Genomic DNA, 25,171 nt, shown 5'->3' on the forward strand with positions numbered 1-25,171 from the left:
CAAACAATGTGATCAAGCAACAGCCACTTTAAAGTTTGCGTCCCGATGCCTACACTAGTTAAATAAGATGAACTCCTCAGGCACGGATAACCATTAAACATGACGGTCAACCAACGTCGCCAGACACAGCACTACTTTCTCACCGCCCCCATGCCGTGCCCCTACTTGCCCGGCCGGTTCGAGCGTAAGCTGGTGACAGAACTGCGAGGGCCGGAAGCCAACAATATCCATGACCTTTTGTCACGAGCCGGATTTCGCCGTAGCCATTCAATCGCGTATCTTCCGGCCTGCGGAGAATGTGATGCATGTGTTCCAGTCAGGGTCTGCACGGCTGACTTCCAGGATAACCGGTCATTTCGCCGTAACCGTACCGCCAATGCCGATCTGCAACGCCAGATTTTTGCCCCGTCTGCAACCCAGGAACAATTCCGCCTGTTTTCCGACTATCAGGATGCCCGCCACGGCGATGGCGACATGGCACGGATGGATTCGCGCGACTATCGCGCCATGATGGAAGACACCACAGTTGAAACATCGATATTTGAATATCGGACAGCGGATGGCAAACTGATCGCGGTTGCGCTTGTTGATGCTCTTTCTGATGGTCTGTCAGCTGTTTACAGCTTCTTTGATCCCAAAGAAGATCGCCGGAGCCTTGGCACCTATATTGTCCTTGATCTGATTGCCGAGGCCGCCCGCATGAATCTTCCCTTCGTCTATCTGGGATACTGGGTGCGGGATTGCAGAAAAATGTCCTATAAAACGCGTTTTAAACCCATCGAAGCATTTCTTAAGGGCCAATGGACACGGTATGAGGCCGATGGTCAGGACTGATCTGCATCGAAAATAAAATCCCCGAGACTATTAAAGCACTATTCCTTTAATATATGCAATGCCCCAGGCATTGACAGGAACGCTGTTTGCACCTGCATAAACATACACACCAGAATTAGACAGAAGTTTAACCCTGGGTGTTCATAACCTGTTGCCACTTATCCTCAACGATTATAGTCTTTTTTCACGAAGCCGAGACAAGGCTTTGTCGAAAAATAATTTATCGACTGTTTGCTGGGAGGCTACAAACAATGAAACGTCGTCAATTCCTGAGTGGTGCTGCTTTGGCTGGTACCACTGCTGCCGTTGCATCCACATTTCCCAAACCCGCACTTGCCCAGAATGTTCGCGAATGGCGCATGGTAACAACCTGGCCAAAAAACTTTCCCGGCTTGGGCACCGGTGCCAACCTGCTGGCCGAATATATCAATAAGGCATCTGATGGCCGCATGAAAGTGTCGGTCTATGGTGCTGGCGAAATTGTTCCGGCATTTGAAGCAATTGATGCCGTGGGTAATGGCACCGTCGAAATGGGCCACGGCGCGCCTTATTACTGGAAAGGCAAGGTTGCTGCGGCCCAGTATCTTGCGGCTATGCCCTTTGGGCTAACCGCGCAGGAACAAAACGCCTGGTTCCAATATGGCGGCGGACAGGAAATTGCCGATAAGATTTATGCCAAGCTAAATTGCAAATTCTTCCCGTCTGGCAATACCGGTACCCAGATGGGCGGGTGGTTCAACAAGGAAATGAATAGCATTGATGATTTTAAAGGTCTGAAAATGCGCATTCCGGGCCTTGGTGGTGAAGTTATCCAGGCTGCTGGCGGCAATGTTGTCAACCTGCCTGGCGGCGAAATTCCGCCTGCGCTGCAATCTGGCGCCATTGATGCGACAGAATGGGTTGGCCCTTACAACGATCTGGCCTTTGGTCTCTATAAATCGGCAAAATATTACTATTATCCGGGCTGGCATGAACCGGCAACAACGCTGGAAAACTTCATCAATCTAAGCGCCTGGAACGACCTTCCCGACGACCTCAAAGCGATTGTCGAACAGGCAAACCGTGCAACCAACCAGATGGTGCTGTCTGAGTTTGTTGCACGTAACAATCAGGCACTGAAAACCCTGCGCGAAAAACACAATGTTGATGTTCGTCCGTTCTCCGACGAGATCCTGACCAATCTTGGTGCACTTTCCGGCAAGGTTCTGCGCGATCTTGTCGCGGCAGATCCGCTGTCCCAGGAAGTTTTCGATAGCCTGGTTTCTTTCCGGGAACAGTCCATCACCTGGGCGAAATATTCGGAAAGTGCCTTTATGCAAGCCCGTGTTCTGCCGTTTAAATACTGATCGGCAATCTGGCTTACCGACCCCATTCAATACCGAAGGGCTGGCATTTTTGCTGGCCCTTTTTTGTTACGAAATCTCTGGCCAGTCCAGCAAAAAGGGCCGGAAAAAACCGACCCTTTTCGTATCAATATACACTGCCGTGCCACGAATTAATTTAGCAGAACCGACGGCAACCATGTTGCCAGTTCCGGGAAAGCGGCCAGAAGAATCAGGGCAAATATCTGGATCAGAACAAACGGAATGATACCACGATAAATATCCCAGGTTTTCATCGAGGGCGGCGCAACCCCGCGCAGATAGAACAGCGCAAAACCAAAAGGTGGCGTCAGGAAGCTGGTCTGAAGATTGATCGCAATCATAATGCCGAGCCAGATCGGGCTGATATCCATTTTCAACAGGATCGGCCCCACAATCGGCACCACAACAAAGACGATTTCGATGAAATCCAGAAAGAACCCCATCACGAACATCAATGTCATGACAACCAGCATGGCCCCAAACAGACCACCGGGCATGTTATGCAGCAATTCTTCGACCAAGTGATCACCGCCAAGACCGCGGAACACCAGCGAAAAGATCGACGCCCCCAGCAGAATGATAAACACCATCGAGCTGATCTGAACCGTTTGGCTGGTAACATGGCGCAAAACAGCCAGATCCAAACGGCGATAACAAGCCGCAAGAACGGTGGCACCAACACTGCCAAATGCAGCAGATTCCGTCGGCGTCGCAATGCCGGTCAGGATCGAGCCCAGAACCGCAACGATCAGCAATGCAGGCGGTACAAGGGCGCGTAAAACATCGCCTAACAGACCTTCCGGGCGCTTGTCTTCAACCAGAGCCGGGGCGGATTTGGGATCGATGAAAGACTGAATGATCACCCAACCGATATAGAGCGCAACCAGCAACATGCCGGGAATAAAGGCCCCGACAAACAGATCAATGACCGAAACCGGTTCAGGTGCCCAGTTCCCCAAGGACCGTTGCGCTTCGGCATAGGCCCCTTGAAGGATGTCCCCCAACAGCACCAGAACAATTGACGGCGGAATGATCTGGCCCAACGTCCCGGATGCACAAATAACACCGGCGGAAAGGCGCGGGCTGTAACCGGCCTTTTGCATGGCTGGCAGGCTCAATAAACCCATGGTAACAACAGTTGCCCCGACAATGCCGGTTGAAGCCGCCAGCAACATACCAACGATCACGACCGAAATGCCAAGGCCGGCGCGATGCTTGCCAAACAGCATGCCCATGGTCATGAGCAATTTTTCGGCAATCCGTGCCCGTTCCAGCATCACGCCCATAAAAACGAACAATGGAATGGCGACATATAATTCGTTGCTCATCACGCCGAAATAACGTGACGGCAGCGAGCCGAGCAACGGCATGTCGAACACGCCCATCGAATGCCCCAAAAGGGCAAAAGCCAGACCGGTCCCCCCCAGTGAAAAGGCAACCGGAAACCCAAAAAGCAGCACCACACAGGCCACTGCAAACATGAGTAGACTTAATACTTCCCCCGACATCAGACGCCCTCGTGCTCTTCTTCATTGGTTTCGAATTCACGATGGCCTGCCAGTACCAGAATACTGCGTGCCGCCAGCGAAAGCCCCTGTAACCCCATCAGGACACAGAACACCAGAATTACTGATTTAAGCAGGAAAAGCCCGGGTAAACCGCCCGTTTCCTGCGATCCTTCAAGGCGCTTCCAACTGGTGATGACGTAAGGATAGCTGTAAATAAAAACCAGCGTCAGGACAGGCAGCAACAAAAACAAGGTGCCAAGCAGATCAACCCACGCCTTGTAGCGCGCCGATGCTGGACGATAAAAAACGTCAACCCGGACATGGCCGCCATGAAGCAGCGTATAGCCAGCCCCAACCATGAAAATAATGCCGTAAAGCCACATATAGCTTTCCTGCATTGATACCCAGCCAACCGAAAATCCGTATCGCAATATTGCCACCAAAAAGGTTACCAACACCAACGGAATGGTCAGCCACGCCACGCCACGTCCGATCGCGTCATTAAGACTGTCAATCAGCCGTACAAAACGTGCCAAAAAAAGCATTTTTCCTCCCACACCCGGAATTTTTGCCAGCTTCCAGTCTTGTTTGATCGCCAGCGGTGCAAAGTTACAAATATATGATCCAAAACACCATGTTTTTTGCGCTTTTGGCCGGTGCTATCTTTTTTAACGTGACGCCAAGAAAAACGCACAAAAAGCCAGCCCCCTCCTGAACACTAAAAACCAAGGCAATTTTCTGCCGTTTCAATTTGATGTTTATCTATCAAATACTCTGACAAGACATTGTTATTAAAATAAAACTATTCCATCCATTAAACAAAAAACCTGAAGCACCGCTCACCGGCGCTTCAGGTTTCAAGTCTCAGGCGATAAGGGTCACATTATTCGAAACGGTTTGAACGGGGAAAACCATTCGGGGGCAATCGCCCTGAACCGGCACGTTTCCCGATCCATTCGCCCAGTTCGGTGACGGTGCGTTTGCGCCCTTCACTGCCGCCCATGGTCCAGGTCAAACCATCTTCGATGTTAAACAAGGTTAAATCCGCAAGACCACCCTGTTTGTATTTCTGCAAAATCACACCCCGGCCGCGCGTCATTTCCGGAATTTCTTCCACCGGAAAAATCAGCAATTTGCGATTATCCCCCAAAACAGCCACATGGTTTTTATCAACCTGTTCAAAAATCAGGGCTGTTTCGCCTTTGCCCAAATTCAGAATTTGCTTGCCGTTTTTAGTTTGTGCAACCACATCACTTTCCGCAACCTGAAAGCCGCGCCCGGCAGACGATGCCACCAGCAACCGGCCATTTGGACGATGAATGGTCATGGAAACAATGTCATGTTCCTGGGGTAGGTCAATCGACAGACGAATAGGCTCGCCGTGCCCACGCCCGCCCGGCAGTTTGTCACAGCCCATTGTATAGCAACGCCCGGCGGAGCTCATAATAAGCAATTTATCCGTCGTGAAGGCCTTGATCGCAAAGCGGCTTTCATCACCGTCCTTGAATTTAAGGTCGGCGATTTCAGTGGTGTGCCCCTTGAGCGCGCGGATCCAGCCCATACGCGAGCAAATGACCATGATCGGTTCACGTTCAATCAAGGCCTCAAGCGGGACCTCAATTTCCTGCGGTGCATCGCCAATTTCAGTGCGACGTTTGCCAAGTTCGGTGTTTTTGCCAAACTTCTCGCGCGTTTGCTCAATCTCTTCACGAATACGGGTCCAACGCATTTCTTCGCTGGCCAGCAACGCTTCAAGTCCGGCTTTTTCTTCGCTGAGTTTGGAATGCTCGTTTTTGATTTCCATTTCTTCGAGTTTGCGCAAAGACCGCAAACGCATATTCAAAATGGCATCGGCCTGCACTTCGGTCAGATCGAAAACGCGCATCATCTCTTTGCGTGGTTCGTCTTCAAACCGGATAATGCGGATGACTTCGTCAAGGTTAAGATAGGCTATCAGGTAGCCTTCCAGCACTTCCAGCCGGTGGTTGATTTTTTCCAGCCGGTGCTGCGACCGCCGAACCAGAACAACCTGCCGGTGCGCCAAAAATGCACGCAGAACTTCGCGCAAATTCATGACGCGCGGGGTATTGTCGCCATCCAGAACGTTCATGTTCAACCCAAACCGGGTTTCAAGCTCGGTATTCTTGAACAGCATTTCCATCAGATGCTCGGGTTCAACCGCACGCGAACGAGGCTCAAACACCAAACGGATCAAATCCGTTGATTCATCTCGTACATCAGCAAGAAGCGGTAACTTCTTGGCAAACATCAAATCTGCGATGCGTTCAACCAGTTTGGCTTTCTGCACCTGATAGGGAATTTCGGTAATCACGATCTGATACAGACCGTGGGTCATCTTTTCGACTTCCCATTTTGCCCGCAGCCGGAACGACCCGCGACCGGTGGCATAGGATTCGAGAATATTCTCGCGCGGCTCAACCAGAACTCCGCCTGTCGGGAAATCCGGGCCAGGCACGCACCGGACCAGTTCGGCAATCGACGTTTCAGGATTATCGATCAGTTTGATCAGGCCCGTGCAAAGTTCGTCGGCATTGTGCGGCGGAATATTGGTCGCCATGCCCACGGCAATACCGGCAGCGCCATTTGCCAGCAAATTTGGAAATCCGGCAGGCATAACGATCGGCTCGTGGTCTTCGCCGTCATAGGTCGGGCGAAAATCAATGGCGTCTTCGTCCAACCCCTCCATCAACGAAGCGCCAACGGCGGTCATGCGGGCTTCGGTATAACGCATGGCAGCGGCATTATCGCCGTCGATATTGCCAAAGTTCCCCTGCCCGTCCACCAATGGATAGCGAACGGCAAAATCCTGTGCCAGCCGCACCAGGGCATCGTAAACCGACTGGTCGCCGTGCGGGTGATATTTACCAATCACGTCACCGACAACACGGGCGCACTTTTTAAAACCCTGTTCAGGATTTAGTTTCAATTGTCGCATTGCATAGAGCAACCGGCGATGAACCGGTTTAAGGCCGTCACGAACGTCAGGCAGCGAACGCGACATGATGGTCGACATTGCATAAGCCAGATACCGTTCACTCAGCGCGTCAGCAAGGCGGGTTTCCCGGATCTGCCCGGCGGCGGTACCCGGGTCGGAGGATTTCGTGCTCATGAACTGTTTTTCTTAATCCGGAACAGGTTGCATTAATAAAAAAGACGGTTGCCGGTCACCCCGACATCGTACCGTGCGGCACCATACTACTTTCAGGGCGGGTGCGGTCAACAGATGACAACAGCAAAATTGTGCATTTAATTTTTATCTTTCCCCCATCACGCCGTAATCTCTCCCAAAAATGGCGATACGGCACACCGATTGCGTGCATGAATATCCAACATTGCATCACTTCAGGCTCCCCCCTTGGCGTCCTGCCAAATCATCGAGGCCAGCCGGTCGCGTGCTGCAACAGGGCGAATGCCTTTGGAAACAAACAGGTCACGGTGAATAAAAAAACCTGCCAGTTTAACGGCCTGATTATACTGATTTTCCATCGGGGCTTCACGCGCCGCAGCCGAGGCTGCCGCCCCACTTAAAAACGCCGGTAACGGCAACAGCCGGTCAGCATAGGGTGTGCCTTCCGCCAGAGAAACCGCCCGCCCGCTTTTGGGCGATACAAAATGCAAATCCTGAGATTTACCCGTCACAGCGCAGCAAGATAAATCAAGACCATAGCCCAGTTCTTCCAGAAGGCCGATTTCCCAGCGCAGATATGCCGGTTTCCAAAACTCGGATTTCAATGCCTCAATCAGGCCCAGCGTACCCGTATAAAGCATTTTTTGCGGCACCCGTTCAGGCAAAGATACCTCAAGCAACGCGCAGGCAGAACTCAGTGCCAATAAAGGCCCAGGCAGCAATAAAAGATCAACCACATGGGAGCGCAACAATTCGCATTTAAACTGGCCCAAATGTTCCGATAACCGCGCGGACCAGCTTGTACGGATCAAGTTACCACATTCAAGCGTTCCACGAAGGGTTTTACCCGATGCACTGCGAACCATGCCGACATAACGACCATAATCACGCGTCAATACCGTCAGGCGGACGGAATTTTCACCCAGTTTCCGGGTAGACAGCACAATTGCATCATCTCGCCAATCCATGGCTGTCCCTGCTTTTTAGTAGCCAGAAGCCGTAAGAAGACGCATGACATGAACCGCCAAACCAAAAACCGTTGATCCCAAAACAATCACCGCCACCGTTAGCAGCAAATAGCGTCGCCAGCCCGTCAGTTCAGACAGGCTTTTTATCGGTTCGTCTTTGTCTGTATCGTGATTGGAATGCATCATGTCAGAATGGCCGTGTTGCGGGGTTGCGCCACAACAACCCCAAAATTAAGATCACAACGGCAATCACCAGCATCAACATGTTGAGCGGCTTTCTCAAAAACCGCTCTTCACGTTTCAGATCACTGCCATCATGGCGATAACGAAATGGTCGACGAGAGATCATAGCGACAATCAATGCCGTGGCGGCACCAACAACGATCAAGACCATGCCCCAGAACTGCCTGGTTTCCATATCGCGTTCCTATCTGGCCAGTTTCACAGATCAGGCGTTGTGGTCCAACCCCCAGATTGCCAGGCGATTGGGGTCGTCTCCCCAGTTTTCGCGCACTTTGACAAACAGGTACAAATGGACCCGACGTTCAAAAATCGCCTCAAGATCTTTACGGGCATCCGTACCCAGTGTTTTGATCCGCTTGCCACTTTTACCCAGAATGATTGCCTTTTGGCCTTCGCGCTCGACAAAAATGGTTTGTTCGAGCTTGACCGAACCATCCTTGCGTTCTTCCCACAATTCTGTTTCGACCGTTGCGGAATATGGCAATTCCTGCTGCAACTGATAATACAGCTTTTCGCGGGTAATTTCCGCCGCCAGCAGACGCAAGGGCATATCCGAAACGTCATCTTCGGGGAACATCCACGGTCCGTTTGGCATTTTCGCAGCCAGGAAATTGACAAAGTCCTGGGTTCCCGCACCTTTTCTGGCCGAAATCATAAAGACATCAGTGAAAATATCTTCGCCAAACAATTCCCCGGAAAGATGCAGCAATTTTTCCTTGTCGCGCACCTTGTCGATCTTGTTGAGCAAAAGGATCGCCTTACGTTGTTGCCTTTTGAGGTTGGCAACAATCATGCGAACATCATCGGTAATGCCCTGTAGCGCATCAATCACCAATACGATCAGATCGGCATCATCAGCGCCCCCCCAGGCGGCCTTGACCATTGCCCGGTCAAGACGGCGTTTGGGCTGAAAAATACCCGGGGTGTCAATAAAGACAATCTGTGCATCTTCGGCCATGACAATGCCACGAACACGCGCCCGCGTTGTTTGCACCTTGGGCGAAACAATCGATACTTTGGTGCCGACCAACTGATTAAGCAGCGTGGATTTACCCGCATTCGGGGCGCCGACAAGGGCGACAAATCCACAACGATGCTGCGGTTCAGACTGTTCAGGGATCGCGGCAGGAACCTCATTCATGGTTCAACTCATCCAACATTCGTTTTGCGGCAATCTGTTCGGCTTCGCGTTTGGATTTACCATCGGCGCGAACACAATGACCGTCGCTGGTTGTCAGCTCAATTGTAAAAACAGGCGCATGGGCAGGGCCTTCGCGGCCAACCATTTCATAAACAGGTAATGGCTTACCCTGCCCTTGCAAGGCTTCCTGCAACTGTGTCTTGGCATCCTGTGGTGGTTTGGGTGCTTCATCAAGCAACGGGCGCCATAATCTTTCGATAAAAATACGCGCTGGTTCCAACCCGCCATCAAGATAGAGTGCGGCAATCACCGCCTCTACGCAATCGGATAAAATAGCCGGGTTTGTATCGGCACCGGCCGCACGTTCCCCCTTGGCCATCGCAATATGGTTTCCAAGGTCAATATCAACGGCAATGCGGGCCAGAGTTTCGCGCCGGACCAGGGCAACAAACCGTTTCGCCATCGCCCCTTCGCGCTCACGACCGAACCGGGTATATAGCATTTCTGCAATAACCAGGCCCAAAACCCGGTCTCCCAGAAATTCCAGTCGTTCATTACCGCCACTTAGGGCGTCTTTGCCTTTGGCTGCACTGCGGTGCGTCAACGCAACCCGCAGCAGGTCCGGATTGGCAAATTCATGATCGATATGTCGCAACAATGGCGCCATGTCGGTCATCAGTTAACTCCCTTAAACAGTCTGTCGAAACGAATGCTGCCAAAATCATAAATCGGCTGGCTGCTGTCTTTCGAATAGAACAGGAATTCAGCCCGACCCACCAGGTTTTCAAACGGAACAAAGCGGAACCTTGGCGGAAAAGCCCGACTGTCAGCCGAATTATCGCGATTGTCGCCCATCATAAAATAATGGCCTGCTGGCACGGTAAAGGGATCCGTATTATCAGCCGGTCCCTGATCACCAAAGATTTCCAGGATACGATGAACTTTTCCGCCCGGCAATGTTTCAAGATATTGCGGCACGGCAATCGCCTGCCCCGTTCCGTCGGTCAAAATGTAATCTTCGATCCGCTCGCGTTCGACCATCTTGTTATTAATATAAAGACGACCCTGTTTGACTTGCACAGTATCGCCGGGCAAACCAATCACACGCTTGATGTAATCCTGGGTCGTATCTGCGGGCAGTTTGAACACAATAACATCGCCACGCTTGGGTTCGCTAGACAAAATACGCCCTGGAATTAACGGCAGGCTAAACGGCAGGCTGTGCTTGGAATATCCATAGGAATATTTGGAAACAAACAGGTAATCACCAACCAGCAAGGTCGGAATCATGGACCCGGACGGAATATTAAAAGGCTCATACGCAAAGGTTCGCACCAAAAGAGCAATCACAATCGCCCAGAAAACGGTTTTCAGGGTATCAAAAAGGCCACCCGGTTTCTTTTTTTGCACTAACTTTTCCATCCAGGGTTCAACCCTTTTTCAAATCAAAATTTAATCGGCAGAAATAACAACAACGGCATTTGCCATCGGATATTCATCTGTCAGGGTGACATGCACCGAGGCAAGTTTCCCTGCGGGTGTCAATTCATCAAGGCGACGTTTAGCCCCCTCAATCAGCATCATGTCCGGTTTGCCACTTGGCTGATGGGCCACCCCCATCGTCCTGTGGTACACGCCGCGCCGAAACCCCGTTCCCAATGCTTTGGAACAGGCTTCTTTCGCAGCAAAGGCCATTGCCAATGAAGACGCCATTCTTTCTGGCCGCCGCGCCGCCCGTGCTATCTCAATGTCTGTAAAGACACGGCGCACAAACCGGTCACCAAAACGGCCCAGAGTTTTCTCAATCCGCCGGATATCGCATAAATCCGTGCCGATGCCAATAATCATTGGCCTGCCCCGGAAATTGACCGTGCGACATTCATCAATCGCCGCATCTCGCGGATGCTGGCATCAAGGCCAATAAAAATGGCCTCGCCAATCAAAAAATGGCCGATATTAAGTTCGCGAATTTCGGGTAATTGTGCGATGGGCGACACCGTATCAAATGCCAGCCCATGCCCTGCGTGAATTTCAAGACCAAGTTCCGCCCCGTATTTAACCGCCTCGGTAATACGGGCCAGTTCATATGCACGCTGTTCACCAACTGCGTCGCAATAGGCCCCCGTGTGAATTTCAACAACCGGCGCGCCCAGCGATGCCGCAGCATCAAGCTGTTTTTTCGATGCTTCTATAAACAGGGAAACACGAATACCGGCATTGCCCAATTCTGAAACAAAGCGTTTTAAATGATTATGGCCCCCCGCGGCATCCAGCCCGCCTTCGGTGGTCCGTTCTTCGCGTTTTTCGGGCACAATACAGGCGGCGTGCGGTTTGGCATTTATGGCAATTGCCAGCATTTCGTCGGTCGCGGCCATTTCGAAATTCAACGGCAAATCAATTTCGGCACGCAACTGCGCAATATCGCGATCCGATATGTGCCGGCGATCTTCACGTAAATGAGCAGTAATGCCATCAGCCCCGGCAGCTGCGGCAATTTGTGCGGCGCGCAGCGGATCAGGATGCGCCCCACCCCGGGCATTACGGATGGTGGCAACATGATCAATATTCACACCCAAACGTAAATCAATGCTCATTTCAAATTATCCTGCTGCTGCGCATTATCGCTGCGCAAAGTACGTTTTGCCGTTTCTAAAACCGGCGTTAAAGCCCGTTTTTCATGAACTTTCATGCGACGTAGAATACGTTTATGACGATACATAACAACCGCACGATAGACAGGAAAGTAAAACAGCAACCAGACTGCAACGAATGTCGGGATGCAGCCAACAATCATCGGCCAGATAATATCAACGATGCTGGCCCATAGATGCGAAAGGTCGGCTTGCTTGGTCCCGTCCCAGATACCAAAAATCAAACCGCGACCGATATAGCTAATGCCTTCGACGGTGAAATCCCAAAGCACGGCCATATTGAAATGAACGCCCTGTATCGAGGGATCGCTGCCCAGAATCCACAGACCGCTATGATAAAGCCACAGCCATATAAACGGGAACGTCCAGGGATTGCCAACAATCGTGCCAAGCAGCGACGCCACAAGGTTGGCGCGCAGAATGAAACTGAGCAATGCCGACAGAACAAAGTGAAACCCGATAAACGGGGTAAACGACACAGCAGCCCCGATCGCGAAACCGGCAGCAATGCTGTAAGGCGTACCGGGCAGCCGGGCGACTCGATGGGCAAAATAGCGTGATGAACGGCGCCATCCGGCCCGCGGCCACAAAAAGCTGCGAATGCGTTCAAAAGAGCTTGGTTTTATGCGACGCTGGAACATACGGTGTCAGACAAACGACATGATAGGAGGGAACGGGAAAAATCCCGCGCCGCTATGGGTAAGTGCTGAAAGCCGCCTTGGCAAGAAAATAGCGTATTCACTCCATCATTTCTCATTATCCCCGTGCCCGCTCAACGGTATTGACCACAGGGGTTGCCCGCAAGGCGGCAATAATATTGGTCAGATGTTTGACATCCACCACATCAATATCAATCAGCATTTCGAAAAAATCCTGGGTTCGGCTGACAAAACGCAGATTGGTGATATTGCCATGATTCTTGGCAATAACACTGGTAATGGCCGAAAGTGCGCCCGATTCATGGGCAACCGTCAGGCCCAGACGGCCAACGAAATGTTCCGGTTCCCCGTCATTATCCCAGCCCACATCCAGCCAGCGTTCGGGCTGATCGGCAAACGTTTCCAGGGTATCGCAGTCAATCGTATGAATGGTCACCCCTTTGCCCGTGGTGACAATACCCACAATACGGTCGCCCGGTAACGGATGGCAACACCCGGCATAATGCACAGCCATGCCGGGAATAAGCCCTTTAAGCGGAATGGCATGGTCGCGCTTGCGATTGCTTTTGGCATCTGCAGGCACAAATTTGCGGGTCGTTTGATCGTCTTTGCTGCCCGGGAAGACCGCATTGGTTACCTCGCGCCCGGTAATGTGCCCGGCCCCGACCGCAGTAACCAGAGCCACTACCGTGGGCTGCTTGAATATCTTTAAGACCCCTTCCAGACCCTTTTCCGAATATTCATACCCGGCCTGACGGAAGGCCTTTTGCACGATGGCCTTGCCAAGGTCGCGATACTGGTCTTCCTGCTGCTGGCGAATGAAACGACGGATACGGGCCCGCGCCTTACCAGTAACAACAAACCGTTCCCATGTCGGGTTTGGGGTTTGTGCCTTGGAGGTCACAATCTCCACCTGGTCGCCATTGTTAAGCTGGGTCCGCAAGGGCACCATCGCCCCGTTGACCTTCGCCCCAACGCAGGTATCGCCAATGTGGGTATGGATCATATAAGCAAAATCGACCGGTGTTCCCCCCGCAGGAAGTGCAATCACGTCCCCCTTGGGCGAAAAGCAAAACACTTGGTCCTGGAACATGGCCAGCTTGGTATGCTCCAGGAATTCTTCAGGTTCTGTTGCATGTTCCATAATATCAAGAAGATCACGCAGCCAGCGATACTGCGTCCCTTCTTTTTCGCGTCCGCCACCCTGTTTGTAAGCCCAGTGCGCCGCAACACCGTTTTCGTTCACCTCGTGCATTTCGTGGGTCCGAATTTGCACTTCAATACGGTGGTTTTCCGGGCCGATTACTGTGGTATGGATAGACCGATAACCGTTGGGTTTTGGCGTGGAAATATAGTCCTTGAAGCGCCCCGGCACGACCTTGTATGCGGCATGCAGATAACCTAGCACCTCATAGCATTGCGGCATCGTATCAACCATGGCCCGAAACGCCATAATGTCAGACAGCTCGCCAAAGGTGATGTTTTTACGCTGCATTTTCTGCCAGATCGAATAAGGCCGCTTTTCACGACCATATATTTCAACGGCAGGGCCTTCCGTGCTGATAACTTTTTCAAGTTCCTTAACAATGCGCTCGACGACATTGTCGTCCTTTTTACGCAAAAATTCGAGCCGGGCGGTAATCGAATTGCGCGCATCCGGGTTAAGGTGTTGAAATGCCAGATCCTGCAATTCTTCCTTGATATCATGCATCCCGATGCGTTCTGCCAAAGGTGCATATATTTCAAGGGTTTCTGCTGCAATTCTTACCCGTTTTTCCGGCTTGGAAATATAATGCAGCGTGCGCATATTGTGCAAACGGTCGGCAAGCTTGACCAACAGAACACGGATATCTTCCGACATTGCCAACAGCAACTTGCGGAAGTTTTCGGCCTGCTTTGAATCTGCCGATTTAAGTTCAATCTGGGTTAACTTGGTAACGCCGTCCACCAGCTTTAAAATTTTGGGCCCGAACAACTTGTTGATTTCTTCGGGTGTGGCGTCGGTGTCTTCGATCGTGTCGTGCAACAGCGCGGTAATAATGGTGTCGCAATCGAGCTTATAGTTGGTCAGGATACCGGCAACTTCGATGGGATGCGAAAAATACGGGTCACCATTGGCCCGTTTTTGTGAACCATGTTTCTGGGTAGCATACACATAAGCCTTGTTGAGCAGTGCCTCGCGGGCATCTGCATCATAGGCCTTAACCCGTTCCACAAGTTCATATTGACGCATCATTCAGGAGCGGCTCCCATTCCAGCTTGCGATCTTTAAAAAGTACATAGATAGAAGATAGTACAAACGACACAAAAAAAAGCCACGGAATAAAAATCCGCAGCCCTTTTTTATTAATTCATTTTTATCAACACACTAGAGAAGATTATTCGTCTTCTTCAACAGGTGCAGTTGCCATAATCGGGGCAAATTCTTCAATTGCCTCTGCCATCAGCTTGGGACCGAATTCGTCTTCGATGTCATCGGGCTCTTCGGTTTCAACATGGCGTTGCAGGCCCTGAATCATACCGTTCCGAAGATCATCAAAATTAACGGTTACTTCGGCAATCTCACGCAGGGCAACGACGGGGTTTTTGTCATTGTCGCGGTCGATGGTCAATTCGGCCCCGGACGAAATGTTGCGTGCACGCTGAGCTGCCAGCATCACAAGCTCAAAGCGATTGGGAATCTTGTCAACGCAATCTTCGACGGTAACGCGCGCCATAAATTTCTCCAGCAAAAGAAGTAAGTATCCAGACCGATCACTATAAGGCTGTCATCGTTGCGTTGCAACACTTAACCGCGCGAATTTCGACGAAACTGCCGCAACTGCGGCTGTTGCAGCAAAAAAGCATTCCATCGCGGCGACCACCCGGATCAGGATGGCATTTGCCGAATCTCCTGCCCCTCTGGCAACGCGCCGACCAGGCTTGCAATCGATTGCTGCAGGACGGGATGAACCCAGTCACCTGCCACATCACGCACAGGCAGCAAGACAAATGCGCGTTCGTGCAAACGGGGATGTGGCACGATCAAGCCACTATCATCACCAAGGACTTGGCGGCCATAGGCAATAAGATCCAGGTCAAGAACCCGGGCTTCATTTCGCATCACCCGGACCCGGCCAAAATCGGCTTCAATTTCGTGAAGCCGCACCAGCAGGTCATGGGGTGAAAGCACTGTTTCCACCCGGATGACTGCATTCACATACCAGGGCTGGTCAGAAACAGGCACCGGGGCCGTTTCGTAAAAGGATGATATTTTTTCAACACAGATACCATCCGTGCCTGCCAAAACATCAATGGCGGCGCGCACCGTATCAGCGGGTGCGCCAAACCGCTCGGTCGGCAAATTCGCCCCAAGCGCAATCAAGATAGCATCATCGGATGCGGAACGATTATTTTCCAGGACAGATTGACACGTCACAGAGGGCAAACCTTCATATGCAAAACACAGCCACAAAGCAGGTGATATGTAAGGAAGGCTGTTCTGCCTGTCCATGACAATTTGGTTCTTTCTTTGCTGCCCCTTGCGATGTAAAACAGGCGATAGCATTTTTGCAAAGTACTAATTTTTAAACGCTATTTAAGGACATTTAAGAATGATTTTTTACCCGCAAGAACGTATCGGGTTGTTTATTGATGGCTCAAATCTGTACGCTGCGGCACGTGCTCTTGGTTTTGATATAGATTACAAACGGCTACTTGATCTTTTTGCACAAAAAGGTCAACTGATCCGGGCGTTTTATTACACAGCCCTGATTGAAGATCAGGAATACTCGCCTATACGCCCGCTTGTGGATTGGCTTGACTATAATGGCTATACCATGGTCACCAAACCGACCAAGGAATTTACCGACGCCGCCGGTCGCCGCAAAATTAAGGGCAACATGGATATCGAGCTGGCCATTGATGTCATGGAGATGGCCCAGCATCTTGATCATGTTGTGATTTTTTCCGGTGATGGCGATTTCCGCCGCCTGGTTGATGCCGTTCAGCGTAAAGGTGTGCGCGTTACTGTCGTCTCGACGGTAAAATCCAACCCGCCAATGGTCGCCGACGAATTGCGCCGCCAGGCAGATAATTTTATTGAACTCACCGAGCTTGAAGGCACCATTGCCCGCCGCGTCCAGCCACGCCGTGACGATGATCATCCCGATCTTGGTGATATCGACGATCACCCGGTTCACCCCAATCTCGACGAAATCGATTTCGATTAAGTTCCGCTGCGGCACAATCTTGATCCAATGTCAGGCCTGTTATGACCGAACTGATTGAACCGGCAAAAGATTGCCCGTTATGCCCCCGCCTTATGGAATTTCGCCAGGCAAACCAGGCGAAATTCCCCGCGTTTTACAATGGCCCTGTTCGCCCTTTTGGCCCGTTATCGGCCCGGCTTCTTATTGTTGGCCTGGCACCGGGGCTTAAGGGGGCGAATGCCACCGGTCGCCCCTTTACCGGTGATTATGCCGGTGATCTTCTTTACGCCACGCTGAAAAAATTCGGGTTGACAACCGGTACATATGATAAACGGCCTGATGACGGGCTGGAACTGGTTGATTGCCGCATTACCAACGCGGTCAAATGTGTTCCGCCCGAAAACAAGCCAACCGGGCCCGAAGCCAATACATGCCGCCCCTTCCTGATCAGTGAAATTGCCGCCATGAAAAACCTTAAGGGTATTTTGTGTCTTGGGCAGATCGCCCATCAGGCAATGCTGAAAACATTTGGCATGAAGCTGTCTGCCTATAAATTCGGGCATGGAGCACAACATCACCTGGAAAATGGTCTAACGCTGTTTGATAGTTATCACTGTTCGCGTTACAACACCCAGACTTACCGCCTGACGCCAGAGATGTTTGAAAACGTCTTTGCCGATATCTGCACATACCTGGAACGTTAAAATTGTCTGACCCTGTATTCTTTGCCGATAACGATCTTCTGACATCCTCCACGCCGCCTGCCATGCGCCCGCCGCTGGAGGTGCTAAAGGATGTGTTTGGCTATGACAGTTTCCGGGGGCCACAGGCAGAAATTATCGACCATGTCATTGCAGGCAAAGATGCCCTGGTATTGATGCCCACAGGGGGTGGCAAGTCGCTATGCTATCAAATTCCGGCGTTATGCCGGCCGGGAACGGCCATTGTTGTTTCGCCGCTGATTGCGCTTATGAAAGACCAGGTCGATGCTTTAACGCAACTTGGCATCAAGGCCGCCTTTATCAATTCCACACTCGCGCCGGATCATGCCCGCGAAATTGAAATGCGTGCCATTGAAGGGGACATCGATCTTCTGTATGTCGCCCCTGAGCGCTTTGCCACCGATCGTTTCTTAAACCTGCTTGACCGTATCCACCTGTCGCTTTTTGCCATTGACGAAGCCCATTGCGTATCACAATGGGGACATGATTTTCGGCCTGAATACCGGCGTCTGGACCTGCTGCCAACCCGGTTTCCACATGTGCCGCGCATCGCGCTGACCGCGACTGCCGACAGCCCGACCCGCAAAGACATCGCCGAAAACCTTCATCTGACCGATGCCCACTGTTTTCTAACCGGGTTTGACCGCCCCAACATCACCTATCGCATTGAGACCAAAGGCAACAGCAAACAACGCCTGCTGACATTTTTAAACCGTGAACACGCCGAAGATGCCGGTATTGTTTATTGCCTGTCGCGGCGCAAAACCGAAGACATCGCCCAGTGGCTAACCGATAACGGCCGACCTGCCCTGCCCTATCATGCAGGATTGCCGCAAGAAACACGGCAACTGCATCAAGACCGTTTTCTGCGTGAAGAAGGGTTGATCATTTGCGCAACCGTCGCCTTTGGCATGGGTATTGATAAACCAAATGTGCGTTTTGTGGCCCATTTGAACCTGCCCAAAAGCATGGAAGCCTATTATCAGGAAACCGGACGGGCCGGGCGCGATGGTTTACCGGCCAATGCGTGGATGAATTACGATTTATCCGACATCGTGTCCATTCGCGGCATGCTGGCATCGTCCGATGCACCCGACACACAAAAACGGATCGAACAGCGCAAACTTGATGCCCTGATTGGCCTTGCCGAAACCACGAAATGCCGCCGACAGGTTATTTTGTCGTATTTTGGCGAAGCCGACACCAAACCCTGCGGCAATTGCGATACCTGCCTTGAACCGGTCGACACATGGGATGCCACAGATGCATCGCGCAAGGCCCTTTCGGCGGTCTATCGCACCGGGCAGCGTTTCGGCCCAGCCCATGTCATCGAAGTGCTTATGGGCCGAAATACCGAGAAAATCCGCCAGACCGGGCACGATAAAACAACCGTTTATGCCCTTGGCAAGGACATAGCCCAACCACAGTGGCGCTCGGTATTTCGGCAATTGCTAGCGATGGGGTATTTGCAGGTTGACGAAGAAGGCCATGGTGGCGTTTATCTGACAGAATCCTCGCGCCCGGTGTTGCGCGGGGAAAAGGTCGTCGAAATGCGGCTTGACACCAGCGAGCGCAAACGCGCCACAACCCAGCGGCTGCGCGATTTTGATACCTTTTTTGAAAATGAAGACGACCGCAAAATGTGGGAAGCCCTGCGCGCCCTGCGTCGGGAGCTTGCCACCAGCCAGAATGTCCCGCCCTACGTCATTTTTAATGACCGGACATTGTCGGAAATGGTCCGCTTCAAACCGCGCAGTTTAAACGATATGGCAGAAATAAACGGTGTCGGCGCTAAAAAACTCGACCAATACGGGTTGGCCTTTCTTGATATTACCGATGGACGCACATAAGAACCCGCACATCCCGGCCCAGGCCAGGTCTTGGCGATAACTAGCGCGCCAACGCGTCAGTAATTGCCTTTTGCAATTTTTCATCATCGGGTTTGACGGCACTGGGGAAACTGGCCAAAAGCTGCCCGTCCGGACCGATCAGATATTTATGAAAGTTCCATTTCGGCGCCTGATCCGGCCCCAATTCATCCCGTGCCCATTTATAAAACGGGTGGGCTTTTTCGCCCCGCACCGATTGCCGGGTTGTCAGCGGGAAGTCGATGTTGAAACTGGTGGTGCAGAAATCACGAATTTCATTATTTTTTGCATATTCCTGATCGCCAAAATCGCCGGACGGCACCCCCAGAACAACCACACCCTCATCACGCCGCTGCTGCCATAATGCTTCCAGCCCATCATATTGTGGGGTAAATCCACAAAAGGATGCCGTATTAACAATCAGGACGGCTTTGCCTGCAAACGATTGTAACGGCAATGCCTTGCCATCGATCGTTTCAAATTCAAAATCATATGCGCTTGTCATTTCGCCTCCTGCGGCGGGTAAAAGGCCCAAAACCGTTACACCTGCTGCAACAATCATAATTCTTGCAAATGGCCACATTCGGGTTGCTCCTGTTCATGACCGGCAACGTTAATCGTATCGCTGCTCGGTCCATGGGTCTGCATTATTGTGATAGCCGCGTGTTTCCCAAAAGCCGGGTTTATCGGTTTTTGAAAAGGTAATCTCGCGAACCCATTTGGCACTTTTCCAAAAATACAGCTTTGGGATCACCACACGCACAGGCCCCCCATGTTCGTCTGTAATCGGTTGGTCCTGCCAATGGTGGGCAAGTAAAACATCGTCATCGAGAAACTGTTCGATCGTGACATTGGTGGTATAGCCATCATGTGCGGTAAACAGCACATGCCTGGCCGCGTCCGTCGGCTGCACCAAACGGGCCAGTTCCCGTGCCGAAACACCCTGCCAGTAATTTTCGTATCTGGACCAGGACGTTACACAATGAATATCGCTGCAATCATAAAAGGCAGGCAGGTCTAGCAGTTGGGTCATTGAAAGCGAAACCGGATTTGCCACCTCGCCCTTCACTGCCAATTGCCAGTCTGCTTCGTTTAAATGCGGCGTGATGCCCAGGTCCAGCACCGGCCAGTCTTTTACCTCGCGCTGCCCGGGCGGCAGCCTGTTTTCGTGATTTTCGTCATGAACGCCCGTTAACAGGCGGCCTTTTTCTGCCCATTGCTGCTTGGCTGCAATCAGTTTGTCACGAATATTGCCGGTAAAAGCACGGGTCACGTCTGCCTCCTTCTTCACACCCTGTATACGAAAAATGGCACAGACACGTTCACCATGTCTGTACCATTTTTCTCGACGATATGATTGTGCAATCAAACAACACGTGATGGCGACAACCAGTTTCCACTGTCGCCAAAACCGTGATTTGCTTAATGCTCGCGTAAAATACGGGCTTTATCGCGTTGCCAGTCACGGGCCTTGATGGCATCGCGCTTGTCCGATTTTCGCTTGCCTTCACCGATTGCCAGTTCAAGTTTCGCAATTCCGCGGTCATTAAAATAGACCTTAACCGGCACCAGCGTGGTGCCCTTCTTGTTTACGGCATCGGACATTTTGGCAATTTCACGCTTATGCAGCAGCAGTTTGCGTGGTCGGCGTTCTTCGTGCCCAAAGGGCATCTTGCTTTGATATTCGGGAATATAGGCGTTGATCAGCCAAATTTCCCCGTTCTTCGGTTCGGCATAGGATTCCTGAATGTTTCCTTTGCCTTCTCGAAGTGATTTCACCTCGGTGCCGCGCAAAGCCAGCCCCGCCTCGAATGTTTCCGTCAGGAAATAGTCAAAACGGGCCCGGCGATTTTGCGCCACCAACTTGCTATTGCTGTGTTCTTTTTTTGCAGCCATCTCAAAAACTTGTTGGCCGGTTCCTGAAGAATCAGGAAAGAAGACCGGCGGATTTCAGCGCTGCTTCAACACGCTGTTTGGAGTCGTCGGCAATTTCGACCATCGGCAGGCGCATATGCGCCGTGCACAGGCCCAGAAGCGATGCCGCATATTTAACGGGACCAGGGTTTGCTTCGCAGAACATGGCCTTATGAACCGGCATCAGACGATAGTTCAACTCCTGAACCTTGGCGATGTTCCCGTCACGCCATGCAGTTTGCAAATCGGCACACAGGCGCGGTGCAATATTTGCCGTCACAGAAATGCACCCATGCCCGCCCTGCGCCAGGAAAGGAACAATTGTGCCATCTTCACCAGAAAGCTGGCAAAAATCTGGTCCGGCAGCAATGCGCATCAAAGCCGGACGTTCCAGATCGCTGGTCGCATCCTTGACGCCGACAATACGCGGCAATTTTGCCAGTTCGGCCATTGTTGCAACGGTCATGTCAATCACGGAACGACCGGGAATGTTATAGATAACAATCGGAATATCGGTCGAATCGTGAATGGCCTTGTAATGTGCGAACAAACCGGCCTGGGTTGGCTTATTGTAATACGGTGTCACCACCAGAGCGGCGTCTGCACCGGCATTCTGCGCATGACGCGTCAGTGAAACGGCCTCGACCGTTGAATTTGAACCGGTTCCGGCAATAACAGGTACGCGCCCCTTGGCCACTTCCAGGGCCAATTCAACCACACGATGATGTTCTGCATGGCTAAGTGTCGGGGATTCGCCGGTGGTTCCGACCGGCACCACACCGGTCGTGCCCTGTTTTATCTGCCAATCCACAAAAGACTGGAACGCTTTTTCGTCGATCACCCCATTTGTGGTGAACGGCGTAATCAAAGCGGTAATCGAACCCTTAAACATCGATATCTCCAAATCATAATGCGGATTAAAAAGCGTCGCGAAAATAGCCTCAGTTCACGCCTACCGCAAGCACCAGAACGAATTGTTTCGGGACTGTTTGGCTTTTGTTCGTTTCGCTGCCATAATAGCAACTGTCTTTAGTGCAATTTTCGCCCTGAGGCATAAGGGGTTTTTCCGATGGCGAACGTTAATATCCGCCGGTTTTCTGCGTATGCAGCGACAATGGGCACAGCATGTTTTATTGCCACAGCCTGCTATTCAAACGCGGCGAATGCGGCCATGCCCGATCCGTCACCACTTGTTATGTCACCTCCCTCGCCGGCATTTTCGGCCATCAGCAGGGCGCGATTGAATGTTTTTCTTGATGCGCTTGAAAAAGGCGACACCAAAAACGTTTCGGAATTGCTGCCCGCTTTTGATGATCCGCTGCTTCAAAAAGCGGTTGAATGGATGTGGCTGACCAGCCCGAATTCCAATCGATCCTTTGCTGAAATCACGCAATTTATTGACGCCAACCCAAATTGGCCAAGTCAGGCATTGCTGCGTCAGCGCGCCGAAGAAGCCATGACCGACGCCGTGCCGGATTTTGAAATTCTGGCCTGGTTCAAGCGGTCCGCGCCGGTTACTGCCGATGGCGCAACCCGGCAAATTTCGGCCCTGCTGTCCGTTGGTGAAAAAGATGCCGCCATTGCCCTGATTCGCAACAGCTGGATCAACGCAAATTTCGGCACAGGCCAAGCAAACCGTTTTATCGACCGTTACGGCAAATATATCGACGAGGCCACCCACGAAGCGCGGCTGGACCGCCTGTTGTGGGAAGGGCGCACCCACCCCGCCAGCCGAATGATGAAGCATGTCAGTGCCGATTATCAAAAGCTGGCAGAAGCACGTCTTGCCCTGCGCGAACGCAAAGGCAATGTTGATGCCGCAATCAAAAATGTGCCTGCAAAATACCAGAAAAACCCGGGGCTGATGTATGAACGTGTCCGCTGGCGGCGCATCAATGATCAGGACAAGGACGCCCGCGACCTTTTGCTGCACCAGGCAAATGATCTGGCTTATATATCGATTCGCCCCGAATACTGGTGGACGGAAAAAGCCATTCTGGCACGTCGCGCCCTGCAAGAAGGGTATATCACCGACGCCTACCGCCTGGTTGCCAATCACGGGCAAACCGAACCTGCCGATATTGCTGGCGCCGAATGGCTGGCAGGCTGGATCGCACTTGAATTTCTGGGCGATTCGCAAATCGCCCTGCAACATTTCCAAAATCTGTATGATGTTGTTCAGTACCCCATCAGTCAGTCACGCGGGGCTTATTGGGCGGGGCGCGCCTGCAAGGCAATGGGCGACAAGGCCCGGGCCAGGAAGTGGTTCCTTCTGGCGGCTGACCATGCCCACACCTTTTACGGCCAGCTTGCCAATGACGAGCTCGGCGGCACAGTCCATTACCAGGTCGAGCAGGCCCACCCCACAAATGAACAAAGAAAACGTTTTGAAAACAATGAACTAACAAAAGTTTCTCGTGAACTGGGTGACATGGGACTGGGCAATATCATCCGCCCCTTTATCATGGCACTTGTCGATCAATCTGACAGCCCCGAAATGCTGGCCATGGCAACCGGGCTGGCGACGGAATACGGGCGTACGGACCTGGCCGTGATTGCCGCCAAGCGCGGGATTCGTTCAGGTGGTGGTTACCTTGATGCCGCCTACCCGGTCTATGATCTGGTCCCTGGCGGACAGAACCCGGATCCAGGGTTGGTCCATGCGATTATGCGTCAGGAAAGCCTGTTTAACCCGGCAGCGGTTTCTTATGCGGGTGCGCGTGGATTGATGCAATTAATGCCTGCGACGGCAGAACGCATGGCACATAACCTGGATTTGCCTTTTAACGTTCAACGCCTGACCGAGGATCCCGGCTTCAACATCCAGTTGGGGCGCCAATATTTGTCAAAACTGTTAAATCGCTGGAATGGTGCTGAAATTTTGACCATCGCGTCCTATAATGCCGGTCCGTCGCGGGTGAAGGAATGGATTTCCGAATATGGCGACCCGCGTGAACCCGATGTTGATCCCATCGACTGGATCGAAATGATTCCCTACAAGGAAACCCGGAACTATGTTCAGCGGGTGATGGAGGGAACCTATGTTTATCGACGGCGCTTTGCCCGTGATGAAATTGCGATGAGCCAGGAAAGCCCGGACGCAACCGAACCCGATAAAAAAACCACGCCCAAATAATCCGCACGCCTATCGCGCTAATTGCCAAATTGCGAGTCGCACGAGACCGGCACCAACGCCGTGTTTTCGGTGACAGAGACAGAAAACGAGGCTTGACCCAATGACCGAAATTTCCATTTCATCCTGCCGCGCATTTGTTTTTGACGCTTATGGAACGTTGTTTGACGTTGGATCGGTAAGCAAGCGGCTTCAGGAAAGCCTGGGGGATGACGCCGATAAACTGTCTGATTTGTGGCGCAGGAAGCAGCTTGAATATAGCTGGTTGCGCAGCTTGATGAACGATTTTACCGATTTCTGGAATGTGACCGGCGACGCCCTTGACTATGCGATGGCCGCCATCGGCAAAGACGACCCTGTTTTACGGTCGCGTCTGATGGAAGCCTATCTGTCGCTCGACACCTTCCCCGATGTTGTCGAGACACTTAAAACCCTGAAAAAAAGCGGCCACAAATTGGCAATCCTGTCAAACGGCGCCCGGCACATGCTGATTGCGACAGCAAAGTCATCCGGCATCCTGTCACTTTTCGACGAGATCCTGTGCGTGGACGATGTGCGCACCTACAAACCGCATCCGAGCGTGTACCAGCTGGCCTGCGACAAACTTGAACTTGAGCCCGGTGAAATTTCGTTTCAGTCGTCAAACGGCTGGGATGTAGCGGGTGCAGGGCAATTCGGCTTTAAAACCGTATGGATCAATCGCACCGCCCAACCGGCCGAGCGCCTGTCGCATAAGGCCGACATTGTTGTTGCCCGGCTAAATGAAATTTTACCTTTGGCCGGAATACCAAAAGCAGCGTAGTCGCTTATTGTAGAATTATTTTCAGT

Annotated in this window: 26 protein-coding genes; 7 read left to right on the top strand and 19 right to left on the bottom strand. The window is 51.9% G+C overall.

All coding sequences use genetic code 11. From position 1 onward, the window contains the following. Positions 1–99: 99 nt before the first annotated feature. Together AAC086_RS11875 and AAC086_RS11880 are read left to right on the top strand one after the other, a co-directional pair. The gene (locus tag AAC086_RS11875) at positions 100–834 is read left to right on the top strand and encodes an arginyltransferase (protein ID WP_339778885.1); all 735 of its coding nucleotides are present in this window, start codon (positions 100–102) and stop codon (positions 832–834) included. Positions 835–1,085: 251 nt separating this feature from the next. After that, the gene (locus tag AAC086_RS11880; RefSeq protein ID WP_339778886.1) at positions 1,086–2,180 is read left to right on the top strand and encodes a TRAP transporter substrate-binding protein; all 1,095 of its coding nucleotides are present in this window, start codon (positions 1,086–1,088) and stop codon (positions 2,178–2,180) included. A gap of 149 nt (positions 2,181–2,329) precedes the next feature. Here AAC086_RS11880 and AAC086_RS11885 read toward each other — a convergent pair whose 3' ends face one another. The 15 genes from AAC086_RS11885 to folK all read right to left on the bottom strand — a co-directional run bounded on the left by AAC086_RS11885 (position 2,330) and on the right by folK (position 15,934). Then, positions 2,330–3,706 carry a TRAP transporter large permease subunit gene (locus tag AAC086_RS11885; protein WP_339778887.1) on the bottom strand — a complete coding sequence of 459 codons (1,377 nt, stop codon included), beginning with the start codon at positions 3,704–3,706 and terminating at the stop codon, positions 2,330–2,332. After that, the gene (locus tag AAC086_RS11890; RefSeq protein ID WP_339778888.1) at positions 3,706–4,251 is read right to left on the bottom strand and encodes a TRAP transporter small permease subunit; all 546 of its coding nucleotides are present in this window, start codon (positions 4,249–4,251) and stop codon (positions 3,706–3,708) included. The genes AAC086_RS11885 and AAC086_RS11890 overlap by 1 nt, the downstream gene beginning before the upstream one ends. A gap of 338 nt (positions 4,252–4,589) precedes the next feature. Continuing rightward, positions 4,590–6,836, bottom strand: coding sequence for a DNA topoisomerase IV subunit A (parC, locus tag AAC086_RS11895; protein ID WP_339778889.1), 2,247 nt, complete (start codon positions 6,834–6,836; stop codon positions 4,590–4,592). A 233-nt stretch (positions 6,837–7,069) separates the two neighbouring features. Further along, positions 7,070–7,822, bottom strand: coding sequence for a DNA repair protein RecO (gene recO, locus AAC086_RS11900; RefSeq protein ID WP_339778890.1), 753 nt, complete (start codon positions 7,820–7,822; stop codon positions 7,070–7,072). A gap of 15 nt (positions 7,823–7,837) precedes the next feature. Further along, the gene (locus AAC086_RS11905) at positions 7,838–8,008 is read right to left on the bottom strand and encodes a hypothetical protein (RefSeq protein WP_339778891.1); all 171 of its coding nucleotides are present in this window, start codon (positions 8,006–8,008) and stop codon (positions 7,838–7,840) included. A 1-nt stretch (position 8,009) separates the two neighbouring features. Next, positions 8,010–8,240, bottom strand: a complete 231-nt coding sequence (locus tag AAC086_RS11910; RefSeq protein WP_339778892.1) for a hypothetical protein — start codon at positions 8,238–8,240, stop codon at positions 8,010–8,012. Positions 8,241–8,270: 30 nt separating this feature from the next. Next, a complete protein-coding gene (gene era, locus AAC086_RS11915; RefSeq protein ID WP_339778893.1) occupies positions 8,271–9,206 on the bottom strand; it encodes a GTPase Era in 936 nt (311 codons plus the stop codon). Next, the gene (rnc, locus tag AAC086_RS11920; protein WP_339778894.1) at positions 9,199–9,882 is read right to left on the bottom strand and encodes a ribonuclease III; all 684 of its coding nucleotides are present in this window, start codon (positions 9,880–9,882) and stop codon (positions 9,199–9,201) included. Before rnc ends, era begins: the two co-directional genes overlap by 8 nt. Then, a complete protein-coding gene (gene lepB, locus AAC086_RS11925) occupies positions 9,882–10,628 on the bottom strand; it encodes a signal peptidase I (protein WP_339778895.1) in 747 nt (248 codons plus the stop codon). The genes rnc and lepB overlap by 1 nt, the downstream gene beginning before the upstream one ends. Positions 10,629–10,658: 30 nt before the next feature. Next, positions 10,659–11,054 carry a holo-ACP synthase gene (gene acpS, locus AAC086_RS11930; RefSeq protein ID WP_339778896.1) on the bottom strand — a complete coding sequence of 132 codons (396 nt, stop codon included), beginning with the start codon at positions 11,052–11,054 and terminating at the stop codon, positions 10,659–10,661. Further along, positions 11,051–11,800: a pyridoxine 5'-phosphate synthase gene (locus tag AAC086_RS11935; RefSeq protein WP_339778897.1), complete on the bottom strand. Its 750-nt coding sequence runs from the start codon at positions 11,798–11,800 to the stop codon at positions 11,051–11,053. Before AAC086_RS11935 ends, acpS begins: the two co-directional genes overlap by 4 nt. Next, positions 11,797–12,498, bottom strand: coding sequence for a DUF2062 domain-containing protein (locus AAC086_RS11940; RefSeq protein ID WP_339778898.1), 702 nt, complete (start codon positions 12,496–12,498; stop codon positions 11,797–11,799). Before AAC086_RS11940 ends, AAC086_RS11935 begins: the two co-directional genes overlap by 4 nt. A 115-nt stretch (positions 12,499–12,613) precedes the next feature. Next, positions 12,614–14,752: a bifunctional (p)ppGpp synthetase/guanosine-3',5'-bis(diphosphate) 3'-pyrophosphohydrolase gene (locus AAC086_RS11945; protein ID WP_339778899.1), complete on the bottom strand. Its 2,139-nt coding sequence runs from the start codon at positions 14,750–14,752 to the stop codon at positions 12,614–12,616. 142 nt (positions 14,753–14,894) lie between these two features. Further along, the gene (rpoZ, locus tag AAC086_RS11950) at positions 14,895–15,233 is read right to left on the bottom strand and encodes a DNA-directed RNA polymerase subunit omega (protein ID WP_339778900.1); all 339 of its coding nucleotides are present in this window, start codon (positions 15,231–15,233) and stop codon (positions 14,895–14,897) included. A 152-nt stretch (positions 15,234–15,385) separates the two neighbouring features. Further along, a complete protein-coding gene (folK, locus tag AAC086_RS11955; RefSeq protein ID WP_339778901.1) occupies positions 15,386–15,934 on the bottom strand; it encodes a 2-amino-4-hydroxy-6-hydroxymethyldihydropteridine diphosphokinase in 549 nt (182 codons plus the stop codon). A 175-nt stretch (positions 15,935–16,109) separates the two neighbouring features. Here folK and AAC086_RS11960 point away from each other — a divergent pair, with 175 nt between their 5' ends. The 3 genes from AAC086_RS11960 to recQ all read left to right on the top strand — a co-directional run bounded on the left by AAC086_RS11960 (position 16,110) and on the right by recQ (position 19,278). Beyond that, complete coding sequence (locus tag AAC086_RS11960) at positions 16,110–16,727, top strand: NYN domain-containing protein (RefSeq protein WP_339778902.1); 618 nt, start codon at positions 16,110–16,112, stop codon at positions 16,725–16,727. Positions 16,728–16,768: 41 nt separating this feature from the next. Next, positions 16,769–17,410, top strand: a complete 642-nt coding sequence (locus tag AAC086_RS11965; protein WP_339778903.1) for a uracil-DNA glycosylase — start codon at positions 16,769–16,771, stop codon at positions 17,408–17,410. Between the two features lie 62 nt (positions 17,411–17,472). Then, entirely contained in the window at positions 17,473–19,278 is a 1,806-nt protein-coding gene (gene recQ / locus AAC086_RS11970) for a DNA helicase RecQ (RefSeq protein WP_339779112.1), read from the top strand. 40 nt (positions 19,279–19,318) lie between these two features. Here recQ and AAC086_RS11975 read toward each other — a convergent pair whose 3' ends face one another. From AAC086_RS11975 to dapA, 4 genes are all read right to left on the bottom strand, one after another. Further along, positions 19,319–19,801 carry a glutathione peroxidase gene (locus AAC086_RS11975; protein WP_339778904.1) on the bottom strand — a complete coding sequence of 161 codons (483 nt, stop codon included), beginning with the start codon at positions 19,799–19,801 and terminating at the stop codon, positions 19,319–19,321. A gap of 108 nt (positions 19,802–19,909) precedes the next feature. After that, positions 19,910–20,569 (bottom strand): sulfite oxidase-like oxidoreductase, encoded by a 660-nt coding sequence (locus AAC086_RS11980; RefSeq protein WP_339778905.1) that lies wholly within the window; start codon positions 20,567–20,569, stop codon positions 19,910–19,912. Positions 20,570–20,718: 149 nt separating this feature from the next. Further along, complete coding sequence (gene smpB, locus AAC086_RS11985; protein WP_339778906.1) at positions 20,719–21,192, bottom strand: SsrA-binding protein SmpB; 474 nt, start codon at positions 21,190–21,192, stop codon at positions 20,719–20,721. A gap of 31 nt (positions 21,193–21,223) precedes the next feature. Then, on the bottom strand, positions 21,224–22,102 hold the full coding sequence (gene dapA / locus AAC086_RS11990; protein WP_339778907.1) for a 4-hydroxy-tetrahydrodipicolinate synthase: 879 nt from the start codon (positions 22,100–22,102) through the stop codon (positions 21,224–21,226). 177 nt (positions 22,103–22,279) lie between these two features. On the opposite strand from dapA, the gene AAC086_RS11995 reads away from it, so the two are divergent. Both AAC086_RS11995 and AAC086_RS12000 read left to right on the top strand, forming a co-directional pair. Continuing rightward, entirely contained in the window at positions 22,280–24,346 is a 2,067-nt protein-coding gene (locus AAC086_RS11995; RefSeq protein WP_339778908.1) for a transglycosylase SLT domain-containing protein, read from the top strand. 100 nt (positions 24,347–24,446) lie between these two features. Beyond that, entirely contained in the window at positions 24,447–25,145 is a 699-nt protein-coding gene (locus AAC086_RS12000; RefSeq protein ID WP_339778909.1) for a haloacid dehalogenase type II, read from the top strand. The last annotated feature ends 26 nt before the right edge of the window (positions 25,146–25,171 follow it).

Source organism: uncultured Thalassospira sp., assembly GCF_963976115.1.
Classification (GTDB): Bacteria; Pseudomonadota; Alphaproteobacteria; order Rhodospirillales; family Thalassospiraceae; genus Thalassospira.